26 protein-coding genes, 1 pseudogene and 1 other annotated feature are annotated in these 26,380 nt (G+C 38.2%); of the genes and pseudogenes, 9 read left to right on the forward strand and 18 right to left on the reverse strand.

Features of this window, described 5'->3' with window-relative positions; translation table 11 throughout:
- Nucleotides 1-348: 348 nt before the first annotated feature.
- A complete protein-coding gene (locus tag NSQ44_RS14940; protein WP_311066455.1) occupies nucleotides 349-711 on the forward strand; it encodes a YgzB family protein in 363 nt (120 codons plus the stop codon).
- Between the two features lie 24 nt (nucleotides 712-735).
- Here the strand turns inward: NSQ44_RS14940 and perR are convergent, their stop codons facing one another.
- The 6 genes from perR to NSQ44_RS14970 all read right to left on the reverse strand — a co-directional run bounded on the left by perR (nucleotide 736) and on the right by NSQ44_RS14970 (nucleotide 5,113).
- A complete protein-coding gene (perR, locus tag NSQ44_RS14945) occupies nucleotides 736-1,179 on the reverse strand; it encodes a peroxide-responsive transcriptional repressor PerR (protein WP_186439264.1) in 444 nt (147 codons plus the stop codon).
- 248 nt (nucleotides 1,180-1,427) lie between these two features.
- Entirely contained in the window at nucleotides 1,428-1,898 is a 471-nt protein-coding gene (gene bcp, locus NSQ44_RS14950) for a thioredoxin-dependent thiol peroxidase (protein ID WP_063386251.1), read from the reverse strand.
- A gap of 61 nt (nucleotides 1,899-1,959) precedes the next feature.
- Entirely contained in the window at nucleotides 1,960-2,364 is a 405-nt protein-coding gene (locus NSQ44_RS14955) for an ion channel (protein WP_063386252.1), read from the reverse strand.
- Nucleotides 2,365-2,504: 140 nt separating this feature from the next.
- Complete coding sequence (locus tag NSQ44_RS14960; protein ID WP_063386253.1) at nucleotides 2,505-3,290, reverse strand: ABC transporter permease; 786 nt, start codon at nucleotides 3,288-3,290, stop codon at nucleotides 2,505-2,507.
- 4 nt (nucleotides 3,291-3,294) lie between these two features.
- Nucleotides 3,295-4,086 (reverse strand): ABC transporter permease, encoded by a 792-nt coding sequence (locus tag NSQ44_RS14965; RefSeq protein ID WP_063386254.1) that lies wholly within the window; start codon nucleotides 4,084-4,086, stop codon nucleotides 3,295-3,297.
- The gene (locus NSQ44_RS14970; protein WP_063386255.1) at nucleotides 4,079-5,113 is read right to left on the reverse strand and encodes an ABC transporter ATP-binding protein; all 1,035 of its coding nucleotides are present in this window, start codon (nucleotides 5,111-5,113) and stop codon (nucleotides 4,079-4,081) included. Before NSQ44_RS14970 ends, NSQ44_RS14965 begins: the two co-directional genes overlap by 8 nt.
- Before the next feature lie 155 nt (nucleotides 5,114-5,268).
- On the opposite strand from NSQ44_RS14970, the gene NSQ44_RS14975 reads away from it, so the two are divergent.
- A complete protein-coding gene (locus NSQ44_RS14975) occupies nucleotides 5,269-6,570 on the forward strand; it encodes a glutamate-1-semialdehyde 2,1-aminomutase (RefSeq protein ID WP_340857452.1) in 1,302 nt (433 codons plus the stop codon).
- Nucleotides 6,571-6,909: 339 nt separating this feature from the next.
- Nucleotides 6,910-7,983 carry an FUSC family protein gene (locus NSQ44_RS14980; protein ID WP_063386256.1) on the forward strand — a complete coding sequence of 358 codons (1,074 nt, stop codon included), beginning with the start codon at nucleotides 6,910-6,912 and terminating at the stop codon, nucleotides 7,981-7,983.
- A 685-nt stretch (nucleotides 7,984-8,668) separates the two neighbouring features.
- Here NSQ44_RS14980 and NSQ44_RS14985 read toward each other — a convergent pair.
- The 4 genes from NSQ44_RS14985 to NSQ44_RS15000 all read right to left on the reverse strand — a co-directional run bounded on the left by NSQ44_RS14985 (nucleotide 8,669) and on the right by NSQ44_RS15000 (nucleotide 14,286).
- Nucleotides 8,669-11,389 (reverse strand): tetratricopeptide repeat protein, encoded by a 2,721-nt coding sequence (locus tag NSQ44_RS14985; RefSeq protein ID WP_340857453.1) that lies wholly within the window; start codon nucleotides 11,387-11,389, stop codon nucleotides 8,669-8,671.
- A gap of 178 nt (nucleotides 11,390-11,567) precedes the next feature.
- Nucleotides 11,568-13,316, reverse strand: a complete 1,749-nt coding sequence (locus tag NSQ44_RS14990) for an ABC transporter ATP-binding protein (protein WP_340857454.1) — start codon at nucleotides 13,314-13,316, stop codon at nucleotides 11,568-11,570.
- Between the two features lie 65 nt (nucleotides 13,317-13,381).
- A complete protein-coding gene (ntdP, locus tag NSQ44_RS14995) occupies nucleotides 13,382-13,909 on the reverse strand; it encodes a nucleoside tri-diphosphate phosphatase (protein WP_340857455.1) in 528 nt (175 codons plus the stop codon).
- A 104-nt stretch (nucleotides 13,910-14,013) separates the two neighbouring features.
- Nucleotides 14,014-14,286, reverse strand: coding sequence for a YgaB family protein (locus NSQ44_RS15000; protein WP_232515610.1), 273 nt, complete (start codon nucleotides 14,284-14,286; stop codon nucleotides 14,014-14,016).
- Between the two features lie 219 nt (nucleotides 14,287-14,505).
- Here NSQ44_RS15000 and NSQ44_RS15005 point away from each other — a divergent pair, with 219 nt between their 5' ends.
- Nucleotides 14,506-15,321, forward strand: coding sequence for an undecaprenyl-diphosphate phosphatase (locus NSQ44_RS15005; RefSeq protein ID WP_144598206.1), 816 nt, complete (start codon nucleotides 14,506-14,508; stop codon nucleotides 15,319-15,321).
- Nucleotides 15,322-15,396: 75 nt separating this feature from the next.
- On the opposite strand, the pseudogene NSQ44_RS15010 reads toward NSQ44_RS15005, so the two are convergent.
- Together NSQ44_RS15010 and fabL are read right to left on the reverse strand one after the other, a co-directional pair.
- Nucleotides 15,397-15,540, reverse strand: a pseudogene (locus tag NSQ44_RS15010) (gamma-type small acid-soluble spore protein); the annotation flags it as partial.
- Nucleotides 15,541-15,624: 84 nt separating this feature from the next.
- Nucleotides 15,625-16,374, reverse strand: coding sequence for an enoyl-[acyl-carrier-protein] reductase FabL (fabL, locus tag NSQ44_RS15015; protein ID WP_340857457.1), 750 nt, complete (start codon nucleotides 16,372-16,374; stop codon nucleotides 15,625-15,627).
- Nucleotides 16,375-16,477: 103 nt separating this feature from the next.
- Here fabL and NSQ44_RS15020 point away from each other — a divergent pair, with 103 nt between their 5' ends.
- Nucleotides 16,478-16,645, forward strand: coding sequence for a cytosolic protein (locus tag NSQ44_RS15020; RefSeq protein WP_339195822.1), 168 nt, complete (start codon nucleotides 16,478-16,480; stop codon nucleotides 16,643-16,645).
- 75 nt (nucleotides 16,646-16,720) lie between these two features.
- On the opposite strand, the gene mutY is transcribed toward NSQ44_RS15020, so the two are convergent.
- Complete coding sequence (mutY, locus tag NSQ44_RS15025) at nucleotides 16,721-17,827, reverse strand: A/G-specific adenine glycosylase (protein WP_094244555.1); 1,107 nt, start codon at nucleotides 17,825-17,827, stop codon at nucleotides 16,721-16,723.
- Nucleotides 17,828-18,006: 179 nt separating this feature from the next.
- On the opposite strand from mutY, the gene NSQ44_RS15030 reads away from it, so the two are divergent.
- The 3 genes from NSQ44_RS15030 to NSQ44_RS15040 all read left to right on the forward strand — a co-directional run bounded on the left by NSQ44_RS15030 (nucleotide 18,007) and on the right by NSQ44_RS15040 (nucleotide 19,432).
- Nucleotides 18,007-18,987, forward strand: coding sequence for a metal-dependent hydrolase (locus NSQ44_RS15030; protein ID WP_340857459.1), 981 nt, complete (start codon nucleotides 18,007-18,009; stop codon nucleotides 18,985-18,987).
- Between the two features lie 102 nt (nucleotides 18,988-19,089).
- Complete coding sequence (locus tag NSQ44_RS15035; RefSeq protein WP_063386264.1) at nucleotides 19,090-19,248, forward strand: small, acid-soluble spore protein K; 159 nt, start codon at nucleotides 19,090-19,092, stop codon at nucleotides 19,246-19,248.
- A 28-nt stretch (nucleotides 19,249-19,276) separates the two neighbouring features.
- Complete coding sequence (locus NSQ44_RS15040) at nucleotides 19,277-19,432, forward strand: YpzG family protein (RefSeq protein ID WP_340857461.1); 156 nt, start codon at nucleotides 19,277-19,279, stop codon at nucleotides 19,430-19,432.
- Nucleotides 19,433-20,460: 1,028 nt separating this feature from the next.
- Here the strand turns inward: NSQ44_RS15040 and NSQ44_RS15045 are convergent.
- Entirely contained in the window at nucleotides 20,461-20,793 is a 333-nt protein-coding gene (locus NSQ44_RS15045; protein ID WP_063386265.1) for a YfhH family protein, read from the reverse strand.
- 3 nt (nucleotides 20,794-20,796) lie between these two features.
- Nucleotides 20,797-21,612 carry a recombination regulator RecX gene (recX, locus tag NSQ44_RS15050; RefSeq protein ID WP_340857463.1) on the reverse strand — a complete coding sequence of 272 codons (816 nt, stop codon included), beginning with the start codon at nucleotides 21,610-21,612 and terminating at the stop codon, nucleotides 20,797-20,799.
- A 594-nt stretch (nucleotides 21,613-22,206) separates the two neighbouring features.
- On the opposite strand from recX, the gene NSQ44_RS15055 reads away from it, so the two are divergent.
- A complete protein-coding gene (locus NSQ44_RS15055) occupies nucleotides 22,207-22,758 on the forward strand; it encodes a GNAT family N-acetyltransferase (RefSeq protein WP_063386267.1) in 552 nt (183 codons plus the stop codon).
- Nucleotides 22,759-22,818: 60 nt separating this feature from the next.
- Here the strand turns inward: NSQ44_RS15055 and NSQ44_RS15060 are convergent, their stop codons facing one another.
- From NSQ44_RS15060 to NSQ44_RS15070, 3 genes are all read right to left on the reverse strand, one after another.
- Nucleotides 22,819-24,066 (reverse strand): glutamate-5-semialdehyde dehydrogenase, encoded by a 1,248-nt coding sequence (locus NSQ44_RS15060; protein WP_339230192.1) that lies wholly within the window; start codon nucleotides 24,064-24,066, stop codon nucleotides 22,819-22,821.
- A complete protein-coding gene (proB, locus tag NSQ44_RS15065) occupies nucleotides 24,063-25,190 on the reverse strand; it encodes a glutamate 5-kinase (protein WP_340857464.1) in 1,128 nt (375 codons plus the stop codon). The genes NSQ44_RS15060 and proB overlap by 4 nt, the downstream gene beginning before the upstream one ends.
- 57 nt (nucleotides 25,191-25,247) lie before the next feature.
- Nucleotides 25,248-25,463 (reverse strand) — a binding site (T-box leader).
- Nucleotides 25,464-25,521: 58 nt separating this feature from the next.
- Nucleotides 25,522-26,013 carry a DoxX family protein gene (locus NSQ44_RS15070; protein WP_066247308.1) on the reverse strand — a complete coding sequence of 164 codons (492 nt, stop codon included), beginning with the start codon at nucleotides 26,011-26,013 and terminating at the stop codon, nucleotides 25,522-25,524.
- Between the last annotated feature and the right edge of the window lie 367 nt (nucleotides 26,014-26,380).

Raw genomic sequence — 26,380 nt, forward strand, 5'->3', positions numbered from 1 at the left:
TGCTATATTGAGTGCTGCCTTTTCATTAAGTAATCCATAATATTTTATAGTCAAAGGTTTATCGGAGGTTTGTATAAACAACAGAAGCAAAGCAAAGTCCAAATAATCGGATTGCAGAGAAGCAGCATTCTTTTTCTATTAAATAATACAGCTAATGTATCTGGATGGCGAGTCCTTTCTTTAAGTATATATAGATTCGCTGCAAATCATTTATTCATCCGCTGTCTGAATAAAACACATTAAACGAAAGCTTCTGTAAATAAAAAACGAAATACTGTTAGCAATTGGCCGTTCTGTGACGAAAAAAAAGTGAAAATATGCTATAGTAGTGTTCAGGAGGTTTGTACAATGGCTAAAAAATATACAAGCAAAATAAATAAAATCCGCACTTTTGCCTTAAGTTTAGTATTTGTTGGTTTTATCATTATGTACATAGGCATCTTTTTCAGAGAACATGTATGGGTCATGACCATTTTCATGCTGCTTGGTTTATTATCCATCATCGGAAGTACTGTCGTCTATTTCTGGATCGGGATGCTATCGACGAGAGCTGTTCAAGTTGTATGTCCTTCATGCGGGAAAGTGACAAAAATGCTCGGTCGTGTGGATATGTGCATGTATTGCAGAGAGCCTTTGACTCTTGATAAAGAGCTTGAAGGCAAAGAATTCGACGAAAAGTACAATCGCAAAACAAGGAAAAGAGAAAGCTGATAGTTTGTTTTCCTACCAGCTTTCTCAGTGCATATTTTTTTCTTTTTGCTGACATGCAGGGCATTTCCCGTATATTTCCATTCGGTGGTGGCTAACTTTAAAGTTCGTTACATGCTCTGCAAGATCCTCCACCTCGTCTAAACCTGGATAATGGAAATCAACGATTTTTCCGCATTCCTCGCAAATGACATGATAATGCTCCGTTGTCACAAAATCGAATCGACTAGATGCATCGCCATACGTTAATTCTTTTACCAGTCCAACTTCACGAAATACCCGAAGGTTGTTATAAACAGTTGCAACACTCATGTTTGGAAACTTACCTTCTAACGCTTTATATATATCATCAGCAGTTGGATGATTCATTGAATTAACTAAATACTCCAAAATCGCATGACGCTGCGGAGTGATGCGGACTCCCGTTTGTTTTAAAATTTCAAGAGCTTCCTTTAACGTATTGTCTGACATCGCCATGCACCTCATTTCTTGAAAAACATTCTTATTTTGTATCATTCTTACTTTATAATATTTATAATTAGTGTACATTGATTATAAGACTTTTGTCAATGGGAGCGTTTAATTTATTAGAACATTTTATCTATTCATTGAAAAAATGCACCAATTATTAAGAAAAAGATTTTCGCTTTTGCACGGGAAAAAGCGGGCACAAATGCCCGCCTTGACAACATAGGGTGAACAGAGCAAATCATTTGCTGTCATTCTTCTCTATTTTGAATAAATGTGAGAGCTTCTTCAACATGTCCTTTCACTTTTACTTTTCGCCATTCTTTCACTAATATTCCTTGTTTGTCTATAATAAAAGTAGATCGTTCGATTCCCATGTATTCTTTTCCAAAGTTTTTCTTTAATTTCCATACTCCGTATTGTTCCGCAACTTTATGATCTTCATCAACGAGAAGCAAAAAAGGGAGCCCGTGCTTCTCTTTAAATTTTTGATGTCGTTCCTGCGGATCAGGGCTTACTCCTAAAATGACGGCATCAAGCTCTTGAAAGCTTTCATATTTATCGCGAAAATCGCACGCTTCCGTTGTGCATCCCGGAGTCATATCTTTCGGGTAAAAATACAGCACTACATATTTTCCTTTAAAATCAGAAAGTTTTACTTTTTCTCCAGTGTCAGCAGTCAGCTCAAAATCTGGTGCAGGCTTTCCCACTTCAGCTGCCATATCTAATCCCTCCAGTTGTTCATTTTATCTTCAGCGTACCGAATTTCGCTTCATGTTACAACTATTGTTTCTTCTCAATATCAATCATTGTTTTGGCAACAACAACCGTAGGCAATATGTAGCCAATCATCGCCTGTACAATTGCAATCCACCTTCCAATGCCGAAAGGAGTGATATCCCCATAGCCTACAGAAAACAGCGTAACTGCACTAAAGTATAAGCAGGTGGTTAAATTTTCTAAATACGTCCCATAAAGAGGCCGCCCAGATTCAGCTAAAATCGGAAAGCCGTATTGAGTTAAAATTAAATAAATCACACCAAATCCTAACAAAAAAGAGGCATATACTAAAGCAATTAAATATACAGTTTCAAACGTAAGGAACGTACCTCTTTTCACAGCAGAAAACATCGTTCGAATGCTCATAACCAAACAGAACATTATCCCTGTTCCTACGACAATCGCCATAATTTCCCCCGAAAATTATTGTTTGTACATGTTATTCAGCCTTATTGAATTTTATCACTAGCTAAAGGAAACTTGTTCGTCAACCAAACTGATGTCAACAGCCTCTTTGAATTTTATCGCTTAACGAAAGGAAACTATGATCAGCTTCCTGCCCCTCGATATCGCTTCACTCCAATATTCCAAATAATAACCGACAAAATAAAAAACAGAAGGCCTATCACAGGAGTTAAAAAAGCGTAAATATACCAATCCGTTTTTCGTAAAAAATAGGAAGCCGGATAAACTCCCACAAAGGCAAACGGCAAAATCCACGTTAAAATAAAACGTATCACATCGTTGTAAATATTTACTGGATAGCGGCCGTAGTTTCCAATGTTATACATCATTGGCATAATCGATGTTTTTGCATCCGACCAAAACCCAATCGATGCAAGCGCAACAAAAATACTGCCGCAGACAAGGGTGCCGCCAAATACAAATAGAATAAAAATAAAAATGTCATACCAATGAAAAGTAAGATTCAGCCGGGCTGCTGCATACCCCATGACAACAAGCCCTGTAATAACGCCAAAAAGCGATTCAAGCTCCATTCTCTCCAATATCACCTGAAACAAACTGTGGATCGGTCTCGTTAAAATGCGATCCATTTCACCGTTTACAATATATCGTTCATTAAAATCCCAAATGTTAAAAAAGGTGCTGAATAAAGCATAAGGAACTAAGAAAAAGCCATAAATGAAAATAATTTCATCTCTTTGCCAGCCGCCAAGCGATTCTGTATGTCCAAATACGACGAGAATGAAAACTAAATTTACTGCCTGAAACAATAGATCAGACAATATCTCTACAATCATATCCGCTCTGTATTCCATCCTTGTTTTTAAATATTGAGCGATATATTGAAAAAACATTGACACATAAAACATCTTTTCACCCCCCTTGAATAATCATTTTTCTTTTCGCAACCGCCCACATAGCACAAATTGGAATGATCAATAAAATGGACCAAAACAATTGAAAAAGAATAGCGTCTGTAATTTCAGCTTCTTGGAATCCTTTTGTAAAGATCATGCTTGGAATATAACTGATTGCTTGAAAAGGCAAATATTCCATTATTTCTTGAGCCCAAACTGGGTAGAAGCTAATGGGGAGCAGCAGTCCGGAAAACAAGTCAATGATGACGCGTTTTGCTCTCATTAGTCCGTCGTTGTTAAATAAGAAAAAAGCTGAGATTCCTGTCAATAAATTAATTTCTGTATTAATAACAAAACTAAAAAATATGGAAATGGCAAAAAAAGACCACGCCTGCCAATCAAGCGGCAATTCGAGCGGAAAAATAAAGCTTACAATCACCATTCCAGGCATGGAAAAAAAGAAAAGGCGAAAAACGCCTTCTCCAAACGCCTGCATCGTTTTCATGCCAAGATAATTGTAGGGACGAATCAGCTCCACTGCCACTTTTCCTTCTCTAATTTCCATTGCGATTTCCCTGTCGATGTTGTTAAAATAAAATGCTCTTGCCATCCATGAAATTGCCACGTATGTCACCATTTGCGCTGCATCTAAACCTTGAATGCTTTCTTTTCCCCCATAAATGGCTGTCCATAAAAAGTAGTAAGCACCGATATTAATGCTGTATATGAGAATTCCAGAATAATAGTTTGTCCTGTAAGCGAGCATCATTAAAAAACGGATGCGGATCATTTCCAAATATTTAGACATTCATGATCACCTTTTCTAAGTTACTGTTCGCATCACCTTTTTCATAAATGTTGCGTATAATCTCCTCCGTTGATATTTCTTTAATGCTTAGATCCACGATAGTTTGAGCCTTCATGACGCGGCTAATGATTTCCGGCATTTCCTCATGATTCGCAATTTGCGCGATCCAAACATTGCTTTTATCTCCCTTCATCCATTGCACGTGAAAACCACTCGTTAATTGCAATAAAAGGGATTCATCAACAGAAGAGGCAAATTGAAATTCAATTTGCTTCCCTTTTCCCCAATTCCCGCGCAAATGGTCCAAAGAGCCGTCATATATAATCTTTCCTTCATCAAGCATTATGACGCGTTCACACAATGCTTCTATATCCGCAATATCATGTGTCGTCAGCAAAATCGTTGTTTTGTATTTTGCATTTATCTCTTTCAAAAATTCACGAATTTTCAGCTTGACTAAAACGTCCAAGCCGATCGTCGGCTCATCCAAAAATAAAAGAGGAGGATTATGAATTAATGCTGCGGCAAGCTCGCATCTCATCCGCTGCCCTAATGACAGCTTTCGCACCGGCTTATCTAACAAAGGGCCGATATCCAGCGTTTTAATGACATGATCCATATGTTCGTTATAATCTTGATCGGACACTTTATATACCTTTTTTAAAAGCCTGAATGACTCTTGAACAGCAATATCCCACCAAAGCTGTGAACGCTGTCCGAATACAACACCGATTGTCCGGACAAACTTTTCCCGTTCCTTATGAGGATTCATATTGTTCACCAGGACCTTCCCTGATGTCGGTGTTAAAATCCCTGTTAGCATTTTGATCGTTGTCGATTTTCCTGCGCCGTTTTCACCTATATAACCCACCATTTCTCCCTGTTTCACTGTAAAGGAAATATCATTAACAGCTCTGTTGATTTTATAGTTTCTAGTGAATAAATCGCGAAAAGCCCCCTTTAATCCAGAGCGGCTTGAATAGCTCTTAAATTCTTTGCGCAAATTCTCTACTTCAATGACATTCATAGCTGTAACCTCCATCGATCAATCACAAACATTAGTTTACTCGAATTATTTGAAATTAACAATTTGCATGCACCTTTTTTATGAAAAGTGCTAGAATAAACGAGGATGCTTGAATATTTTTGGCTGTACAGTTAAGTAAAAAAGAAGGTGAAACAATGAATTTTACAAAATCAGAACAGCTGCATAAAGAAGCGCTCGAACATATTGTAGGAGGGGTAAATAGCCCGTCCCGTTCTTATAAAGCTGTCGGCGGAGGAGCACCTGTTGTAATGGAGCGGGCGCAGGGCGCCTATTTTTGGGATGTTGATGGCAACAAATATATCGATTACTTAGCAGCATATGGCCCGATCATCACCGGCCATGCACACCCTCATATTACAAAAGCAATCAAGCACGCTGCCGAGACAGGCGTCCTATATGGAACACCGACGCCTCATGAAATCAAATTTGCAAAAATGTTAAAAGAAGCTATCCCTTCTCTAGAAAAGGTCCGCTTCGTCAATTCTGGAACAGAAGCAGTAATGACAACAATTCGAGTTGCCCGTGCATACACAGGAAGGGATAAAATCATTAAATTTGCCGGGTGCTACCATGGACATTCCGATTTGGTGCTTGTCGCAGCAGGATCAGGTCCATCTACCCTTGGAACGCCTGATTCCGCAGGGGTACCAAAAAGCATTGCTCAAGAAGTTATCACTGTACCTTTTAATGATGTGGAGTCGTTTGAACAAGCTATTCATAGATGGGGAAATGAAGTTGCAGCCGTTTTAGTTGAACCAATTGTCGGAAACTTTGGTATTGTGGAACCTAAGGAAGGATTTTTAGAAACAGTCAAACAGCTTACTCACAAAGCAGGCGCGCTGCTTATTTTTGACGAAGTTATTACAGCGTTTCGATTTATGTACGGCGGTGCCCAAAATCTGCTTCATGTAGAGCCTGATTTAACCGCACTTGGAAAAATTATCGGCGGAGGCCTTCCGATCGGAGCTTACGGCGGCCGTCAACAAATTATGGAGCAGGTGGCGCCGTTAGGACCGGCTTATCAGGCAGGGACGATGGCAGGAAACCCTGCATCGATCTTAGCAGGAATTGCTTGTTTGGAAGTGCTGAGCGAAGAAGGAGTTTATGACTATCTTGATAAGCTCGGCATGATGCTTGAAGAAGGCATTTTAAACGCTGGAAGATCATATAATATACCGATCACCATCAACCGTTTAAAAGGTGCATTAACAGTATATTTTACACGCGAAAAGGTGACGAATTATGAGCAAGCCGAAAAAACAGACGGAGAAATGTTTGCTAAATTTTTTAAACTGATGCTTCATCAAGGCATTAATTTGGCGCCGTCTAAATATGAGGCCTGGTTTATTACAATCGCTCATACAGAAGAGGACATTAAAAAAACCATTTCGGCAGTCGAACAATCGTTTAAACAGCTTTCACATGACAAAAAATGAGTCTTACTAAAGCGCCTACTGCACAAGCAGGCAGAATGAAAAAGTAAATCTTTAAGCAGCCTGAGCCCGATATTTATGGACTCAGGTTGTTTATTTCTTTTGGAAACGATGGAGGTGATGTAAAACTGCCGCCTCTTCAGTTGTACGAAAAAAGTGCAAAAGTTCGCTCGATCACAACGTAACTATTTGGTCTGTCTATATTAAAGGATCATATCATATTACAAGAGTGTTAACTTTTTCCTTTCTCTTAAAATAACCTTGAATATTCGTGTTAAACAATGTATAGTCTGAATAGCTTACAACCTTTTTGATGAAAGGAAGGAAAAATTTTTATTCAACATGAAACTTGGAGCCCGTATCTTAAAAACAGGTATTGCAATTACACTGGCATTAATGCTGGCAGAGATGCTTCATTTTCCATCTCCAGCATTTGCAGGGATTGCAGCTATCTTTGCGATACAGCCGTCAATATATAGATCATATTTAACCGTCATTGAACAAGTTCAGGCAAATATAATCGGCGCTGTTGTCGCAGTTTTATTCGGGATTTCTTTCGGAACAAACCCGTTTATTATTGGTCTTACAGCAGTGATTACCATTGCTATTTGTTTAAAATTAAAGATTGAAAACACAATCGCAATTGCTTTAGTAACGGTTATTGCGATACTTGAAACAACAGGTGACGATTTTGTACAGTTTGCTACCATACGGTTTTTAACGATTTTACTTGGGGTTTTATCAGCTTTTTTTGTTAATTTGATATTTATGCCGCCAAAATACGAAACAAAGCTTTACCATAAAATCACCGAAATTTCCCATGAGATTATGAAATGGATTCGGATCAATATTCGAAATAAATCTGAGTTTGCCCCTCTTAAAGAGGAAATAGACAAAATCAAAGATCAGCTGATAAAACTTGATCATTTATTTTTGCTTTACAAAGAAGAGCGAACTTATTCTAAAGCGAAGGTATTGCCAAAATCAAGAAAACTTGTCCTGTATAGACAGATGATTATCACAACGAACAGGGCATTTTACACATTGCGCCAAATTCATTGCTTGGAAAACGAACTTCGGCAAATACCTAGAAAGCTCCATGAAATGCTTATATCAGAGCTTGACTTTTTATTAATTTTGCATGAGCAGGCGCTGTTAAAAATAACAAAAAAAATTAAAAATAATCACGCTGAAGACCTGCTTCCTTATGACAAATTTAATCGAAAAGAATTCATTCAAGCGTTTTTGAAATTTGAAAAAGAAGCGGAAGATTCCGATTCGTTTTACCAAATACTATCTTTAGTCTCCGCCATCGTTGATTATCACGATCAATTGGAGCATTTAGATACATTGATTAACAGCTTTCAACATTTCCATAAAAAAGAAAATAAAATTCATGTGGAGGATGAAGAGTAAACAAGTTCATCTCCGTATATTACAGCCTTCAGAAGGCGATGAAAAAAGCAAAAAATGTAAAAGACTACAGAATTTCATTCATGAATTCAGTAGTCTTTCATCTTTTTTAAGACAATCATTTCATTTATTTGAGAAGCTGAATGACCTCTCTGCTCTCAGAAAAGTATCGCGAGCTTTTCTGCCTTGGAAATAAATCTTATTTCATTTTTATCCTCTGCAAATGATAACTGGAATTTCATGGACGCAGCTTTGCGGATAAAGGCTGCGTTTTAATTTGTCTTCATGATCATCCAACTGCTCCCCGCCGAAATGCTGTTTCCAAACCGCTTCATCTTGTTAAATTGAAATCGTCTTATATCATACAAGCGCAGGCAAGTTTTATATCATTTGGAACAGCTGTATTTTCTCAGCTTTCCAACTCAAAGCTTTGTTGGATGTTATCACACAAGGAGGCTCCTTTAGAATCACGGTCAGCTTTTTGAGCTCAAAGCTCTCAGACAGTCTCGACCTGCGTTTCACTTCTACTAATAATAGGAGCTGTCTAATAAGTCGTTTTTTCGGCTTATTGACGCCCACTTTAATGTTTTAGAAACGTTGATATATCGATGTTTATGATTTTTTTGTTTTTCAATGGGGATTTGACTTTATGGACAGCCCCTAATCTAAAAATGTGCTAAGCATTGCTTTAATCTCCGCTAGAAAACTTATTTATATTCGTTTCGACCGCTTTATTGTTTAAGGAATGGTATTCATTCAATATTTCACATTGTCTTAAGTTTAATTCAAAAACTGTCAGCGGATCATAATAAATCTCTGGGTTTGTTTTCAAGCTGTCCAATTGTTGTTGATCTGTCCGAATTTGCTGCTCTCCTTCTTGCACAATTTGTTCAAGGTTGTGAACAGGTTCACGGAAAAACATTTTCACATCTCGTTCAATTCCTTTTTCAAATAAGTCGAATTGAGCAAAAAATTTTCGGATCATCGATTGAATCGCATCATCGAATGTTTCAGTTTCAATGTATTTTTTGTATTGCTGTGCGATAAACAGCTTGTTTTTCCCAATGGACGAAAACAGCTTTCCTGCTCCTTTTAATATAACTTGCGCAGGCTTAAAGCGGTTCATAATATTTTCTTCTTCGATGTTCACCACTGTTGTCAGACGATCAATATCCCGCCGCCAATCATCCACTACTTTGAAATCAGACATAAGCTTCACACGGTCATGACCGTACAATGAATTAAACGATTCACACATTTCATCTAAATAGACTTGGCATTGTTTTAGCTCGCTTTCAGCAAATGAAACCCATTCTCCCATTTTTTGCGACATTTTTGGAAGCAGCGTTTCAGCAAAATGCGCCTTCACCTGATCGTTCATTTTTTTGTTCAATTCTATGTGTAAATGGCTGAAATCGCTGTTTTCCGTTATGAATTTCGATGCAGATCGCAAAAGAGTCCTTAACTCATCATGAAGATCCTTTTTTATTTCTTCCAAAGTGGAGCGGAGTGACTGCCTCAATTCCTTAGCTTTTTCATTTTCCATATCGCCAAGGCTGTGTATTAATCCTTTTAATCGAGACACGATTTCTTTATTTTTTTCGATGCTTTCTTCTAAATGCTGCTCTAATTCCATCCGTTTGCTATAAGCATATTTAATAGCTTTTTTCAAGAAAAACAACAGCTTCTCCGTTTTGTTATCTTGATGAAACGGAAAACGTGAATGAATAAATTCAGCGAAGGACTGTTTCCGCTTCTCTCCTTCATTTCTTGAAGGGAATGGGAAAAATTCAGCTTCCGGGAAAAAGTCAAGTATTTGTTCTTTAAAATGATTATGAAGCATGCCGCTATCTTCAAGCAAAAAGTAAATTGGAAGCTCCTTTTTTAAAGCAATCGATGCCAGGCTTTCTACCATTTTCTCAACTGAAGCAGGTTGATGCTCTGGATGGACATATACCATCCCATCAGCCAGTTGTATATATTCCTTTAGCTCCTCTTGATCAATATGCTCTATGTCAGGTACTTCTATTAAACTTAGCTTATGATCGTTTAACAAATCATTAGGCGCACATACCGCAACAATTGTTCCATCTTCACGAACTGCCGCATCTTCTTCAGCGAATACATCTGTTATGCTTTCATTATTTATTTGCTTTATGTCTGTCCGGTCTTCATGGCAGTAAATAGTAATTTTTGATGAAGGAATGCTTGGAAGAGAATGACCAAGCAGTGATCGGGCAAAACCGCTTTCTCCAACAATGAGCAAATAATGTTCGTTCTGTTCAAAAATCTTTTTTAATATCCAATGATATTTCTGCCCAAGATTTACTTGATTTATTTCCGCCCAATCGACCAGCTTCGCAAATAGCCGTTTTTTGGCTTCATGACCATCAGCACGATCATGACTACCTGATGCCAAAACGTTCTCCGCTTCTTCAATCACTTTCTCATCTAAGCTTGAACGGTAAATTTCACTCCATGCAACGACAGCTGCTGCAGCGGTCGATAGTTGTTTTCCTGTCGATAGTTTCAGCCAATTGGCTAAAATGTCCGGCATAATATCTTGAAGCTCTTTTAGTAAATATGATCCACCAAGAAGCTTATTATAGGATTCTTCATAAAAGCGCGATATTTCATCCCAATGCTGAAATTCGTCCACTTTCACATTGAAAATTAGATTGTTTATCGTCTTTAACCATGGAATAAAATATTTTTGATCGTGTTTATAGCATCGCCACAGCGAAACAGCAAACTTCTCGAATTGCTCTACGTCGGTTCTGTATAAAACCGTTAATGCTTTAAAGAAATAATCCGGCTCTTTTTCTTTGACAAAACCTTGTTCAACATAATTGATCAAACGCTGAAACCATTCCGCTTTTTCAGTCCGAATTAATTCTTCAACCGTAAGATGGACAGCTTTGTCCCAATCTTGCTGTTCTTCATAAAATTGAATAGCGATGGTGGATGCTTGACCATGGTCAGGGTTGATCGATACCGCATCACGAATCGCCTCATACGCCTTTTCTTTTTCTCCTTGAAGGCGGTAAAGCGAAAACAGCTTTAGCGATGCTTCTGCTTTAAGAACTTTTGAATCCGTTTCAATGGAACGGTACATTTCTTCCGCAGATGAAAATAATCCTAATTCAAAATATGCATCTCCGACATTTTTTCTCGCCCATGGCGCCAGCTCATTCTCTATATTTTCCCATTTAAAAATTGCCGCTTCATAATCTTTGTGGTGGAAATATACTTCTCCTTGAGCATAGCGTACATAAGACAGATCATATGCGACCTTTTTTTGTTCTTCTTGAAAAAGCTCCCCAAGCAGTTGGATCGGATGTTTCGTTTCATTTTCTTTTAATAATGTTTGATAAAAGTTTTTTTCAATTAACTGCTTTTCCGCCGCCATGACAACCTCCGTTCTTATACGAATTTAGTCTTTTCTTTTATTCTACCAAAATCGTTTTTTCAAAAGGGATTGAATCAAAAATTTATGAAAAACTTGACTGGCAAAAGTCTTGCTAAAATTAAAGTATATTATGGATTTCAAAGCAAATGGCTAATTACCCATTTTGCTGCGGTATTTTTTACCATTCACCCAATTGCTGAATTTGAAATAGTTTATAGTAATGTCCACGCTTTTTCATTAGTTCTTCATGAGTTCCGGTCTCAACAATTTTCCCGTTTTCAATTAGTACAATTTTATCTGCATGAGTAATTGTAGACAGACGATGGGCAACAATTAAGGTCGTACGGTTTTTTGCCAGTTTATCAAGGGCTTCTTGGATAAATTGTTCACTTTCTAAATCCAAAGCAGACGTAGCTTCATCCAAAATGAAAATCGGCGGATTTTTTAAAAATACTCGGGCAATTGCAATTCGCTGTTTTTGACCGCCGGATAACTTCACGCCTCTTTCGCCCACTTTCGTATCATAGCCATCAGGCAAACTCATAATAAACTCGTGAGCGTTAGCTGCTTTGGCCGCTTTTATGACCTCTTCATCCGTTGCATTTGGTTTACCAATTAAAATATTCGTTTTTATCGATTCACTGAATAAAAAAGGATCCTGCAAAACTATGCCGATCTGCTCCCTGACGCTTTGCACTTTATAATCTCTAACGTCAATGCCGTCCAACAAAATTTTTCCTTCCGTTACATCCCAAAACCTCGGAACAAGACTCACAAGGGTGGATTTTCCCCCTCCGCTCATCCCGACAAAAGCGACCGTCTCCCCTTTTTGAATCGTTAAATGAATATCCTTTAGTACAAATTCTTCGTTGTCATGATAGCGAAAGGATACTTTGTCAAAAATAATTTCCCCCGAAAGTTTGTCTGCTGTTATTGCATCCTGTTTATCAACAATATCGTAAGGTTCGTCAAGAAACTCAAATACTCTGTCCATTGAAGCGAAAGCCTGTGTTAAAGTAGTTGATGAATTGATCAAACGGCGAAGAGGATTGTACAACCGATCAATATAGGCTGTAAAGGCAACCATCGTCCCGATCGTTAAATTCCCTTGTATCACTTCATAAGCCCCGTAAAAAATGACGAAAAGAGGCGCTAGGTCAGTAACGGTATTCACAACAGCAAACGTTTTTGCGTTCCATTTTGTATGATCAATCGCCCTTTCAAGAAAATTGCGATTTTCACGATCAAATTCTTTTTGTTCATGATCTTCATTCGCAAAGCTTTGAATGACAGCCATTCCGTTGACCCTCTCATGCAAATGCCCCTGCACCTCTGCCAGCGCCTGCGACCTAACTCTTGTCAAATGACGAAGCCTGCCGTAAAAATATTTAACTGACAATCCGTATATAGGAAGCAACATAATCGATACAATGGTCAACGTGACATCCATCGTAAACATGATCCCAATGGCAAATATAATAGTAAAAAGGTCAAGCCATAGATTCATAAGGCCCGTAATAACAAACGTCTTTGTTTGTTCAACATCATTAATCACCCGCGAAATAATTTCTCCCGCACGATTGTTTGAATAATATCTTAAGCTCAGCCGCTGAAGATGAGTAAACAATTGATTGCGAATATCATATAAAATTTTGCTTCCCGTCCATTGCGCAAAATATTGCCGATAATACTCGATCGGCGGCCGTATGACGAGGAATATAAACAACATGATGCCCATTAAAAAAAGAAGCATCTCTATCTTTACGTCATTTGATAATGATCCGTTTAAAATATTGTCGACGATATATTTCAATACGAGCGGAATTAACAAAGGAATGCCAAACTTTATAATCCCGATGAAAATCGTTAAAAAAATTTGTTTTTTATATGGTTTTACAAATTGAAAATAGCGTTTAATCGAACCCAACCATTTCTCTCCTTTCAGATCAATGCAAAGCGAAAAGTCTGTTGATATTCCAACAGACTTTTCCATCATAAATATGTTAAATATCTTTCATACCACTGATCGATAAATTCAGGGGAAAACGGACCTTTTCTACCGCGTATCCAATAAATTAATTTGTTCACATTATTCTTTAAGATACGGTCAATGACTTGCGGATATTTCATTGATTTCTTATGCCGTTCATATTCATCTTCATCTAACAGTGTATAGGTCATATCCGGGAACACTTTAATATCCAAATCATAATCAATATACTTTAATGCCTCATTATCCCAAACAAAAGGAGAACTGATGTTGCAATAATAATAAATGCCGTCACCACGAATCATTCCAATTACATTAAACCAATGACGTGCATGAAAATAACAAATCGCCGGCTCCTTTGTAATCCAAGTTCTTCCGTCAGCTTCGGTAACCGTTGTTCGATCGTTGCCGCCAATAATACAGTTTTGCGATCCTTTTAAAACGGTCGTTTCCTCCCAAACACGATGAATACATCCATTATGTTTATAACTGTGTATTTGAATGATATCTCCTTCCTTTGGCAACGCCATTTTGTTCCCTACTTTCTAATGAACAGTCCACTTCAAATCCGAAAAAATCATTTTTCTTTATTATAACGTTTGATATTCAAAAAGAAAATAAAAGAGCCATGCCGCTAAAATGGCTGACTCGAGTCATACATTTCGATTTGGTACATTTTAATAACTTCTTCCGTTTGCTTTTCAAACGTTTTTTGAATGTCTATCAACTCATTTTTCATTTTTTCAATTTCTTTTTGCACAGAACGCAATTTCTTATCATCATTTTGTCTCAAAAATTCCAATTCCATTTGTTGATAATGCTCTATTTTAGATTGAAGCGATACAAGCTTATCCATCGTTTCAAGCTGTTCGCCAACTAGCAGATCAAAGCGGTTATATGTATTCAAATGAATCCCTCCCTAATAAAATGTTTATGGATACATATTCTAACTATTTCACTTGATTCCTTTGACAAGTTATGTAGACAATTAAGAAGTTTTGTCGTATGAACGCTTAGGTCAAAATTATTATTGACTCTCCATTCATTCATTATGTACAATCTGACAAGATTGAATCATTACAAACTTTGATTTTTTTATTTTAGAGAGAAAGGAAGTTACTATATCGTGTGGGAAATCATCACAGCAGTCATTTTAGGCATTGTTGAAGGGTTAACGGAATTTGCCCCTGTTTCTTCTACTGGACATATGATTCTTGTTGATGACATTCTTCTAAAATCTAAAGAAATATATTCAGAGCCTGTCGCCAACTCTTTTAAAGTCGTCATTCAGCTTGGATCAATACTAGCAGCGGTGATCGTATTTAAAGATCGCTTTTTCGATTTATTACAGATTAAGAAAATGCAGCATCAAAACGGTCAAAGATTAACGCTTGGCCTTGTCATCACAGGACTTCTTCCTGCTGCCGTCTTAGGTTTTTTATTTGAAGACTATATTGATACGTACTTGTTTTCCGCTCATAGCGTATTAGTCGGCCTTGTGTTAGGGGCATTATTAATGATTGCAGCAGACCTATTTGGTCCAAGAAAACCGAAAGCAGAAACGGTTGATCAAATTACATACAAACAAGCGCTAACCATCGGCCTCATCCAATGCATTTCCCTTTGGCCTGGTTTTTCGCGTTCCGGTTCAACGATTTCCGGCGGGGTTTTAGCCGGTTTAAGCCATCGTGCAGCTTCCGATTTTACGTTTATTATGGCTGTGCCGATAATGGCGGGGGCGAGCGGTCTTTCTCTTATTAAAAATTGGGAGCATTTCACGATCGACGTCCTGCCGTTTTTTATCGCCGGATTCATCAGTGCGTTTATTTTCGCGCTTTTGGCCATAAGATTCTTTTTGCAGCTGATCAACCGCATTAAACTTACACCATTTGCTATTTATCGGATCATTTTGGCGATCATCATCTATGTTTTTTTCCTTTAATGAAAGAAAGCGGAGAGCTGAAACGTTCTCCGCTTTTTGCCTGGCTCTTTTAAAAGAAACATTCAAAATTAATAGTTAAGAATTTTGTTGTTTATTTTGTTCAGATTGTTGATTTTGTTGTCTTACTTGTTGTGCATCTGTTTCAGCAGCAAATTCTGTTCCAAATCCTTGAGCTGATTGTTGGTTTTGCTTTCTCACTTGTTGAGCATTTGTTTTGTTTTGCTGTTGTTTTGCCATCATTTTTCACCTCCACGTCATATATCATGTCCAGGAGGGAAAAAACTTATCCAAAAAAATTTGCAGTTACAGCAATAAGGAAATGCCTCCATCTACGATCAAAGTTTGTCCTCTTATCATGAAAGCTTTTTCAGAGAGCAAAAATTCAACTGCATTTACGATATCCTCTTTTTCAATCATTCTTCCAGCCGGAGTCTTTTCTTTTGCTTCGTTTAAAATTTCCTCCCTGTTCGGAAAATGTGTCAATGCATCCGTATCGACAGCTGCGCCGGAAACCGCATTTACTACAATATTTTTCGGTGCTAATTCAACTGCTAAATATCTAGTTAAAGCTTCAAGAGCTGCTTTAGAAACCCCTACTGTCGTGTAATTTTTTAAATAGCGAATAGACCCTAAAGAGCTGATGCTCACGATGTGTCCGCCGCCGTGTTTTTCCATCAATTTTGCTGCTTCCTGCGCACAAAAAAGAAGTGCTTTTGCATTAATATCCATCGTCCAATCCCAATGGGATTCTTCAATTTCCATTAGAGGGCGTAAAACTCCAGATGCTGCATTGTTTACTAAAATATCAAGCCGTCCAAACGTTTTGTCAATTTCGGCAAACATTTCCCTTATTTTTTCTGGTTTTCCGACGTTTGCCTTCACCACAAGCGTTTTCACACCAAGACGTTCAATTTCTTCCGCGGTTTCGATCGCTTTCGATTTGCTGCGAGCATAATTAATGACGATGTGATACCCTTTTTCAGCAAGCCTCAAGGCAATAGCTTTGCCGATTCCTCTTGAAGATCCTGTGACAAGCGCTACTTTTTCATTCATATTTTACATCTCCTTATGTATTGAATAGTTATTTCTATCGTAACAAAGAATAGATATAGAAAAACATATAAAAAGGAGTTTTTGTAAATTGCCTATACGTGATATGACAGAGCTCTCCATGATCTCGAAGCAAGCTTGGAGCAGTGAAGAGCTTCAGTATTATCACCGCGCCTTTCAACAAATTATGCCTTACCTGAATATAGAAGGTCATACTATTCACCGTGAAATTATAGAAGAAATTGAAGCGCGCGGCGGTATTAACAAAGACTGATTAAACCAATTTTTAGAGGCATAATGGATGCAATCGGTACATGCCGATTGCATTTTCATTCACTTCCCAATGGAATTACGGCTTCACTTGTATTCCAGCTTTTTCCTTATAAAGAGCAAATATTTTTTGATGAGGTACAGGAAAAGCATATCGATCAATATCCTTGATGAAAACTTTTTCAAGCTCTTTCATTGATTCATCGCTACAAACTTTGCCGAAATAAACATTAATATTCCATGTCAAATGAGAAAAAACATGCTGAATCGTTCCTTTTAGCTCGCTTAATTCCGCTTCAACACCGTATTCTTCCCGCAAAAAATTTTCTAGATATATCCTTTTAGGAATTCTGTTTGTGCGAACTTCGCAATTTGGAAATTCCCACAAATTCGCAAGCAGTCCTGTGTCAGGTCTTTTATGAATATATAAATCGTTGTTTTGCACTAAAACCGCGCAAGCAATCGAAACTTGCTTTGTTGATTTGCTTCGTGTTTTTACTGGCAGCTTTTCCTGTAATCCTTCTGAAAAGGCAAGACAATGCTCCTGTACAGGACAAAGCAAACAGGACGGAGAAGTCGGCGTACAAACCATTGCTCCCAATTCCATTAATGCTTGATTAAAATCGGAAGGACGTTCTTTTGAAATAAGATTTGCAGCCGCTTCTTCAAATATTCTTCTTGTTTTTGGCTTTGCTATATCTTCTTCAATCAGTAAAATTCTTGACAGCACTCTCATCACATTGCCGTCAACAGCAGGCTCAGGCTTGTTATAAGCAATGCTTAATATTGCTCCTTTCGTATAAGGCCCAATTCCTTTTAATTTTCCAAGCTGCTTCGGGTCATCCGGAAGTTTTCCTCCGTATTTTGCTGCCACCTCTTTCACTGCACTGTGCAAATTTCGGGCGCGCGAATAATAGCCTAGGCCTTCCCATGCCTTTAAAACCTCTTCTTCATCCGCATTTGCCAGCGCCTCAACATTCGGGAATTTTTTAATAAAATTGTTAAAGTACGGTATAACCGTTTCCACCCGTGTTTGCTGAAGCATTATTTCAGATACCCATACTTTGTATGGATCTTGGTCCTTTCTCCAAGGCAAATCTCTTTTTTCCCGTATATACCAGCCGATCAGGTCCTCCTGAAATGTTTTAATATCGAAATTCTCAATTTTTTGCAGTGATTGACCCATTTTTCAATATTTCCTCCATTATGCACTTCAAAATATGTTACACTAAAAAGAACTTATGAATTTATCGTACATTATTTTTTTTTGGCATGAAAGAAAAAATGAATTTATGTTTTTTGCGTTCAATGGAAAAAATTCAAATATCATCATAACGATTGTTTTTTCAGCTAAGGAGGATGGCTTTGGATACAGGTACACATTTCATCATGGGAATCGCATTGGGAGGTTTAGCAACTTTGGATCCGGCTGTCGGCGGTTCCTTTCTGACAAGCAAGGCAGTTCTTGTTGGCACAATTATCGGTTCACAAGCACCAGATCTTGATACGGTTCTTAAATTTAAAAATAATGCAGCTTATTTAAAAAATCATCGTGGAATAACTCATTCAATTCCCGCAGTTTTATTATGGTCGCTGTTGATCACTGGAGCAATTCATTTTCTAATGCCAAGCAGCAACCTCATCCATGTATGGATTTGGACGTTATTAGCTGTTGTTCTTCATGTTGTTGTCGACATTTTCAACGGCTACGGCACTCAAGCTCTCAGACCTTTTTCTGAAAAGTGGATTGCGCTGGGCACAATTAATACGTTTGATTCGTTTATCTTCATCGCTCATATTGTCGGCATTGGCATTTGGCTTTCCGGCGCCCATGGGGGCTATACCTTTTTAATTATTTATTGCATAATCGCTTTATATTATGTCGTTAGACTTCTAATGCAAAGATCGATTAAGAAAAAAATCTTAAACAGATGGAAAAATGTTGAAAACGTCATATTTAACCCAACAATGAAATTCTGCAAGTGGCAGCTCGTCATTGTGACAAAAGAACATTATTACGTTGCATATTCAAATTTTACCGAAATTCAAATCGTCGACCAGTTTGAGCGCAAAGAGCTGCCGAATCACCCTGCAATGGAAGCCGCAAAAAAAGACCGGAATATTTCAGCATTTTTGCATTTTTCCCCTGTTTTCCATTGGCAAATAAAAGAGCAGCTTGATTATACCGAAATCCGTTTGATTGACTTGCGTTATTTCAGCAAAGGTCATTATCCCTTTGTAGCAGTTGCACAGCTCGATAAAGACCTCAACATTGTTCGTTCGTACACAGGTTGGATTTTCAGTAAAAAAAGAATGAAGAAAAAACTTAAACCGCTAATTGATTGATTATGACATTTCCTTAATTTTCTTTTATATTGGCTTCTAATAAGCAAATACTATTTATGCGCGTCCAATAGCGCAAATTTTTTTCTCCTTGGAGGATCTGCGATGCGCAATAAAGCAAAAGGATTTCCGAAGCATGAAAAATTTGACGGTGAGCCACGTGCTAAAGCGGAATTCGCGTCACGTCGTGCGAACGGAACCATTAACACACACCCTCAAGAGAGGATGAAAGCTTCAGGAGAACGGGATAAAAATTTTTCATAACCATTGACCTTTCGAGAGGTGTTTACAAATGGACACAAACCGATCATCCTTATCAAAAAAGCAGAAGTACGAATTTTTAGGAGCTTGGGGAAAACCGAAACATTCATTCCGTCAAGTAAACGGGGAAACCCAGCAAACCCAAAGCTTAATCATTTTGGAAAACGAAATGCGAAAACGTTCATAAATAAATCGAGTAGGAGGGAGCGATTAACTCCCGTCCTCTCACACCACCGTACGTACGGTTCCGTATACGGCGGTTCAATTAAGATAATTGACGCAAGTCTTTATAACTTCCGTGAATAGCTGTTCTCTTTATGCCAGTGGTCACTCCACCCTCCAAGAGATCTCCCACGGGATTCACCGCTTCCTCCCTCAAGTGAGGTACTACGTTTTCTGTGTTCATCATGACTCACTGAATGCCAAGGGCTATTCTCTCTTAATTGTTCGGTCCTTCTTAGTTGTTCTAGACCAACTAATACTATGACCTCTGCTGACTTCTGACTGTTCAGCTATCTATCACTAGATAGGTTACCAAGGTTACTTGGCGTGCCAGCCAGACCTCCCCGGGTAAGAGTGTAATCTTTCCTTCCATCCATCTGCTTCATTTACTCTGTATCACCTTCGGCAGAAAGGGCTTTGTTTTGTCTTGCAAACTCACCCAGTGATACCTAGCCTCATATGAAGTTCGTGTTCCGAGAGACCTTAAAGTTTGCCGCTCGCTTCCTTCAGATTCCGCGTCACCACGGACACCCTTTCGTTGAGCTAACCTCTACTTCTGTCTTCGGGGTTCGGGACTTACACCCTATAGTTCATGTACATGCCGGGCGTACATAATACGAGATCATGCCATTATTTGGCATGATCTTGTTTATACAGACCTTTTTTAATTTTTAAAAATAATCGCCTAGATTCAAAACTCAACTATGATTTCCTCGATTAAATTTAATAAAGAAAATATTTAGCTTCAACATTGCTTGAGTAAACAAATTTCCATTATTCTCCTTATTTTTTGATACTATTTGTTAGCAAAAGATTTCAAGCTAAAAACGAAATCCGTATCCTTTCAAGGTCAATTGAGAGAGTATTCAGTTTGATAACCATAATGCAAAGTTAGGCGCGAGGAAGCATAGCCACGAACAGGAAGAAAAAAAACGATTGAAAGAAATCAGCGGCCACTCTTTTCCCCAACTTCCTTCATTTTTCGTTCTCAACTTATTTCTCATTTATATTACTTTTTTTAATCAACATCGATATCGGCAGTGCTTCCTCCTTTAAAGGAGATGATAATCGATACCCCCAAGCGAAAACGCCTTTTAAATATTCAACTTTGAAATATTCACCAGGCGCTCCATCGATTTCATACGTCTCACCTGGCGGAAAATCGTCAGGATTCAACATATATGCTTTTGCCATAGCAATTTTCCTTTCCAGGACAGCATATTCGTTGATCATTCCGTGCTGTTCCGCTTTGCGCGCTTTTTCTTTTAATCGGGCAATTTCATTTTTTAGCTCGTATTCCGTCATTTCACTGTACCGTTTTTCCATTTCCTATTCCTCGCTTTTCTCTAAGTGTTTTTGCAAATATTGTTGAATAAGTTCTTGCGAAAAACCTTTTCGATATAAAAATTGCGCAAGCTTTTGACGATATGTGTACATATCTAGATGGGAATACTTTTTTTTCCCTTTTTCGCCTTGTATTAATAATGCTTCCCATTCTTGGTCATGACGTTCATGTAAAGGCAGCATCTCCAAAACAGCTTGAATCACTTCGGATGAAAAACCTTTCCTAAACATTGCCTGCTCTATTTTTTGCTTTAGCTGTGACATAGATATGTTCGCTTTTTTTCCCAATTGCTTTTCAGCTAATTTATACGCTGCTTCTATTTGTCTTTCTTTCGTGAAAAGATGAAGAGCTTCTTCTATCAAATCGCTCTCAATCCCTTTTTGTCCCAGTTCTGCTTTTATTATGCCGGGCCCTTTCAAAGTAGTTTTCATTTGCGTTCTTACAAAGGCTTCCGCAAACTCCTTGTCATTTACATAATTTTTTAATTGAAGCTCAACCATTACACGTTCAATAACCCTCTCATCTATACCTTGACTTACAAGATAGTCACGGACCTCTTTTTCCGATCTCATTCGATAGCCAAGAAAAGTTAAAGCTTTGTTGAATGCTGCTTTTATTTGATCCTCGTGCAAAATCGCATCTATATCCAGCTCATCAAGCTCCATCCCTTTTCTTAGCCCGTGCTTAATTAAAACATCTTCCCCGACGCTAAAAGCAAATATTTCACCGTTTCCTCTATCGACGTAAATATTAAAACGATTTTTCTTTTTAGGTTGAACTTCTATTTTTACAATAAACATATACAGACACCTCATTTTTATAGTACCATAGAAAAAATAAATAAATGGAAGTTTTAAGTATGAAAGTGTATGAATACTGTAACAATAGATTTTTCAGCTTGTAAGGAACATCTTGCTGACTTTTCTAGCCGTTGATGCTATAAAACTATGAAGCAAAATTCAACCGTTCTTATTATGATTTCTAAATATTTTGCTGGCATCAGGCAAATCTGCTTCAGTCAGGAAATGCGGTCCTCTCTGTTATTGCATCAAAGCAAAGGAAAAAAATATTGTCAAAGAAAATATTGTAATTTTGCCCTATTCACTGCTTATAGAAACTCTTAAAGTAGTAAGAAAAAAGTAAAATTTTCTTAATAATCTTTTTACAAAATTTTTGTTTTCTTTTCCATAGAAATCAAGTATGATACTAGAAGAAATGCTGACAATTAAATTTACTTGTTTTTAAGGGAAGGCAAATGGTGCGCCACCGGTCTTTTGACCGGTTCTAGTGGGTTCGATTCCCACCCCGAAATTTTTACTTGATAAATAAAAATTTCGAGGGTGGGATCCGTTAGATTTCGTGGTAACCGCCCTCGTTGATAGAGGAGGGTGAGCATGTTAAAAAAACGTGATCTAGCGGATTGTCAAGAGTTGTTCGAACTTATGGTTCATCCAGAGGTCTTCCCTTATGTTCGTCATAAAGCAACGTCGATTGAAGAATACATGTTTATAACAAAACAGTTGATTGAAGCAGAGGAACGAGGGGAATTAATTTCCCGCACCATTTTGGATGAATGGGGCTCTCCTATTGGAACAATCAGCTTGTATGATATTTTTGATCAAACTGGATTTCTCGGAACTTGGCTCGGCAAGCCGTACCATGGTAAAGGATATAATCAGCTTGCTAAGGACGCTTTTTTTCAAGAGATCTTTTATGAATTTGGAATTCAAACGATCTTTATGAAAATACGGAAAGACAATGAACGTTCCATGAAAGCCGCGCAGAAGCTTCCATATGTCTCCCTTGCCGATGAATCTCGTCAGCTTCCCCATATTGAAAACAAAAACTTATACAACATCTTTGAAATTTCAAAGGATATGTACACACTGTATACAAAACGAAACGGTTTCATGACAGACGAAGAAAGCAGATTGAAGGAAGCATAAAAAATTGGAAGAAGACATCCGAACGAATCAAGATGTCTGCTTCCATTTTTTTATCATTTCTTATTCTCTAATCTGTCCGCTTCCTTTAATAATATATTTTGTAGAAGTCAGTGCAGGGAGTCCCATCGGTCCTCTGGCATGGAGCTTTTGCGTGCTGATCCCGATTTCTGCGCCAAACCCAAATTCAAATCCGTCTGTAAAGCGCGTCGATGCGTTGTGGTAAAGAGCTGCGGAATCAACTAATTTGAAAAACTTTTCTACATTTGCGGCATTTTCTGTGATAATTGCCTCAGAATGGTTTGTTCCGTAACGATTAATATGATCGATTGCTTCATCTACATTCGAAACAAGTTTCACTGCCATTGTATAATCTAAATATTCCGTTTCCCAATCTTCTTCTGTCGCTAATTTCAAATGCGGGAATTCATTGTACAATGCTTGATCGACTCGCAACTCCACATTTTTCTCCTCGAGCTTTTCAATGAGCTCGCGAATATACTCCTTATTCCAATTTTCATGGATGAGAAGAGTTTCGGCTGCATTGCAGACGGAAGGTCTTTGTGTTTTTGCGTTTACAGTTATATCAATCGCCATCTTTTTGTCTGCTGATTCATCAATAAACACATGACAATTGCCTGCGCCCGTTTCTAACACAGGGACAGATGAATTTTCAACAACTGTTTTAATCAGATTTTTCCCTCCGCGAGGAATTAGCACATCTAAATAATCATTTAATTTGAACATTTCCGCTGCCGTTTCCCTGCTGGTATCTTCCAGAAGCTGTACACTGTCGGCAGGAAAATTCGCTTTTTCTAACGCCTCTCGTATCACCTTTACGATCGCCATATTTGAATGCAATGCGGATGAGCTGCCGCGAAGAAGAACAGCGTTCCCTGTTTTTAAGCAAAGGCTTGAGGCATCAATTGTCACATTTGGTCTGGCTTCGTAAATCATCCCAACAACTCCGAGCGGCACCCGAACTTTTTCGATTTGTAAACCGTTCGGACGAGTCCAGCTTTCCAGCACTTCCCCAACTGGATCTTGCAAATAAATCAATTGTCTTAACGATTCAATCATTCCGTTAATTCGTTCTTCGTTTAAAAGAAGACGGTCAATTAGAGCGTCGGATAAACCATTCGCTTTCCCGTTTTCAATGTCTTTTTCATTTTCTTTTAAAATATAAGGCGTTTCTTTTTGCAATTGTTCAGCGATGATTGATAATGCGTTGTTTTTTTCTTCAGTAGTCTTTGCAACCAGTTTGGCAGCAGCTTCTTTTGCCAGCTTCCCTTTTGTCAACACTTCACTCATATCATCATCTCCTTACTCGTTATCGCTACAAATTGATCACGGTGAACCACTTCAGGATGTATGCGCTTTGTCATTTCCATCGCTTTTTGACTCGGCATACCCATAATTTCTTTTAATTCTTCAGATGAATAATTGACTATGCCTTTTCCGATCAGCTTTTGTTCCTTGTTTAAAATTTGCACCACGTCTCCGGATTGAAAGTTGCCGCTGACACGCTTAACGCCAGCAGGAAGGAGCGATTTCCCTTCCTTCAAAATAGCCGCTACTGCTCCATCATCGACTTCCACATCACCAGATATGATCGAATGAAGAGCAATCCATGCTTTTGAATTACGAACAGCACTTAAATCGTTTTTGCCAATATATGTTCCGTCACCGTTCCCATTTAAAATTTCGATTAATTTCTCTTTTCCTTGACCTTTCCCGATAAATACGGATACACCGAGGGCAAGTGCCGTTTTTGCCGCCATGAGCTTTGATTTCATGCCGCCTGTTCCAACTTTCGAACCGGATGTTGCCTCTGTTTGTTCAATTAATTCATCTGTTACTTCCGGCAAAAAATCAAATCGTTTCGCATTCGGATTTTTGGTAGGATCTTCTTCATATAAACCGTTAATATCCGTCAAAATAATAAGAAAATCGGCATGCAATAATCCGCTCACAAGAGCTGACAGCATATCGTTGTCTCCAAACGTCAATTCCTCAATCGAAACCGAATCATTTTCATTGATGATCGGGAGCACTTGCCGCTTTAGAAGCTCCGATAAGGTGGCGTATGCGTTTTGATATTGCTCTTTATGCTGAAAATTGCTCCTTGTCATCAAAAGCTGGGCACATACAATGCCGTATTTTTTAAATGCTTCTGTATAAGCCTGGATAAGCAGCCCTTGGCCCACTGCCGCAGCCGCCTGTTTTCCTCTAATTGTCACAGGCCTGGAAGGATATCCAAGATCTCCATACCCTGCTGATACCGCTCCTGACGAAATTAAAATTACTTCATACCCTGCTTCCTTCAATTTAGCAATCGCTTCAACATGCTCGTACAGCTTTTCTTTGCTGAGTCCCCCGTTGTCATCTGTTAAAGAACTGCTTCCTATTTTTACGACCACTCGCTTTTTCCTCACTAAAAAACACCTCTTCATTGCTTGACAGTCATAAAAAAGACTCATATCATCCTTTCGAAAAAGGACGAATATGAGTCTATATCCGCGGTACCACCTTTTTTAGCACTAGTTTAGTGCTCCCTTTAGCCTGTAACGAAGGATACGGTCAGGTTATGAGCCTGACAGCTCCAGGGGTAGGTTCAATAGCTTATCAGCGATGAAACCTTTCAGCCATAGGGTTTCACTCTCTTTTTCGCCTAAAGTCTATTTACTGGCCCCTTTCAACGCCGAAAATATACTTTTTTTAAAATTATGTTTCAAAAATTTTTAAAAGTCAAGATGATTGCTGCATTTAAACATTTGCTTGTTGATTGAATTTTTTGTTTGTAAATTTATCTCTCAAATACGGCAGGATAAACCGGTCAGCTCCCCAATAATATGCAGCTGCTCCTACTGCCATTAAAATGATTGCTTCAGTGTACATAATCGGATTCGTGCTTGTTGTTCCTGCTAACATAAAATTCAAGTTCATAAACGCACCAGCAATTAATGCAGGAGTTGTAAACAATCCCAAAATCAGTCCGATACCAACTAACACTTCTCCAATTGGAATAATAAAATTAAAAAGTTCTACATTCGGAAGAGCAAAGTTTTCAAGGAACGCTGCATACCATCCTTGAACGGCCGGATGTTCTCCGGTTGCTTTAGCAATCGCCCCTTTTAAAAATCCTGTCGCATCAAATCCACCCAGCTTTTCGACTCCCGCGACAAACCATTGATAACCGAGCCAAATTCTAAGAGCCGCCCAGACAACCGCCATTTTTGGACCTTTCAGCCATTCCATCTTCAACCATCTCCTTTGTTTTGTTTTTTCACTTTTATTTTTCGAAGAAGTTTGTGAAATATTTCACTAACTTCTTCAATTTCAATATATAATTTTCTGAATTTAACTTCAATATATTTGTGAAATATTTCACACATTGTACAATTACTATAGTTATCCACATTCATAGTAGAATTTTATGGAAAAAATCCAGCTTCTTAAGCTCCAACAGTTACATAATATCCACAAAAACAGTATGGATAATGTGTATAAGTTGTGAATTATCTGAAATATCTGTGGATAAAATAAAAAAGCACTCACCTTCTCTGGACGATGAATGCTTATACACAAAGAACGATCCCTCGAATTTACAGGCAAATTAGAGCTG

It is taken from the genome of Aeribacillus sp. FSL M8-0254 (assembly GCF_038008845.1).
GTDB classification, from domain to species: domain Bacteria; phylum Bacillota; class Bacilli; order Bacillales; family Aeribacillaceae; genus Aeribacillus; species Aeribacillus composti.

Bases quoted from the DNA above. Each gene is read 5' to 3' on its own strand.
- NSQ44_RS14940 (WP_311066455.1), top strand. From the start codon at position 349: ATGGCTAAAAAATATACAAGCAAAATAAATAAAATCCGCACTTTTGCC.
- perR (WP_186439264.1), bottom strand. From the start codon at position 1,179: ATGTCAGACAATACGTTAAAGGAAGCTCTTGAAATTTTAAAACAAACG.
- bcp (WP_063386251.1), bottom strand. From the start codon at position 1,898: ATGGCAGCTGAAGTGGGAAAGCCTGCACCAGATTTTGAGCTGACTGCT.
- NSQ44_RS14955 (WP_063386252.1), bottom strand. From the start codon at position 2,364: ATGGCGATTGTCGTAGGAACAGGGATAATGTTCTGTTTGGTTATGAGC.
- NSQ44_RS14960 (WP_063386253.1), bottom strand. From the start codon at position 3,290: ATGTTTTATGTGTCAATGTTTTTTCAATATATCGCTCAATATTTAAAA.
- NSQ44_RS14965 (WP_063386254.1), bottom strand. From the start codon at position 4,086: ATGTCTAAATATTTGGAAATGATCCGCATCCGTTTTTTAATGATGCTC.
- NSQ44_RS14970 (WP_063386255.1), bottom strand. From the start codon at position 5,113: ATGAATGTCATTGAAGTAGAGAATTTGCGCAAAGAATTTAAGAGCTAT.
- NSQ44_RS14975 (WP_340857452.1), top strand. From the start codon at position 5,269: ATGAATTTTACAAAATCAGAACAGCTGCATAAAGAAGCGCTCGAACAT.
- NSQ44_RS14980 (WP_063386256.1), top strand. From the start codon at position 6,910: ATGAAACTTGGAGCCCGTATCTTAAAAACAGGTATTGCAATTACACTG.
- NSQ44_RS14985 (WP_340857453.1), bottom strand. From the start codon at position 11,389: ATGGCGGCGGAAAAGCAGTTAATTGAAAAAAACTTTTATCAAACATTA.
- ntdP (WP_340857455.1), bottom strand. From the start codon at position 13,909: ATGGCGTTGCCAAAGGAAGGAGATATCATTCAAATACACAGTTATAAA.
- fabL (WP_340857457.1), bottom strand. From the start codon at position 16,374: ATGAATGAAAAAGTAGCGCTTGTCACAGGATCTTCAAGAGGAATCGGC.
- NSQ44_RS15020 (WP_339195822.1), top strand. From the start codon at position 16,478: ATGACAGAGCTCTCCATGATCTCGAAGCAAGCTTGGAGCAGTGAAGAG.
- mutY (WP_094244555.1), bottom strand. From the start codon at position 17,827: ATGGGTCAATCACTGCAAAAAATTGAGAATTTCGATATTAAAACATTT.
- NSQ44_RS15035 (WP_063386264.1), top strand. From the start codon at position 19,090: ATGCGCAATAAAGCAAAAGGATTTCCGAAGCATGAAAAATTTGACGGT.
- NSQ44_RS15040 (WP_340857461.1), top strand. From the start codon at position 19,277: ATGGACACAAACCGATCATCCTTATCAAAAAAGCAGAAGTACGAATTT.
- NSQ44_RS15045 (WP_063386265.1), bottom strand. From the start codon at position 20,793: ATGGAAAAACGGTACAGTGAAATGACGGAATACGAGCTAAAAAATGAA.
- recX (WP_340857463.1), bottom strand. From the start codon at position 21,612: ATGTTTATTGTAAAAATAGAAGTTCAACCTAAAAAGAAAAATCGTTTT.
- NSQ44_RS15055 (WP_063386267.1), top strand. From the start codon at position 22,207: ATGTTAAAAAAACGTGATCTAGCGGATTGTCAAGAGTTGTTCGAACTT.
- NSQ44_RS15060 (WP_339230192.1), bottom strand. From the start codon at position 24,066: ATGAGTGAAGTGTTGACAAAAGGGAAGCTGGCAAAAGAAGCTGCTGCC.
- NSQ44_RS15070 (WP_066247308.1), bottom strand. From the start codon at position 26,013: ATGGAATGGCTGAAAGGTCCAAAAATGGCGGTTGTCTGGGCGGCTCTT.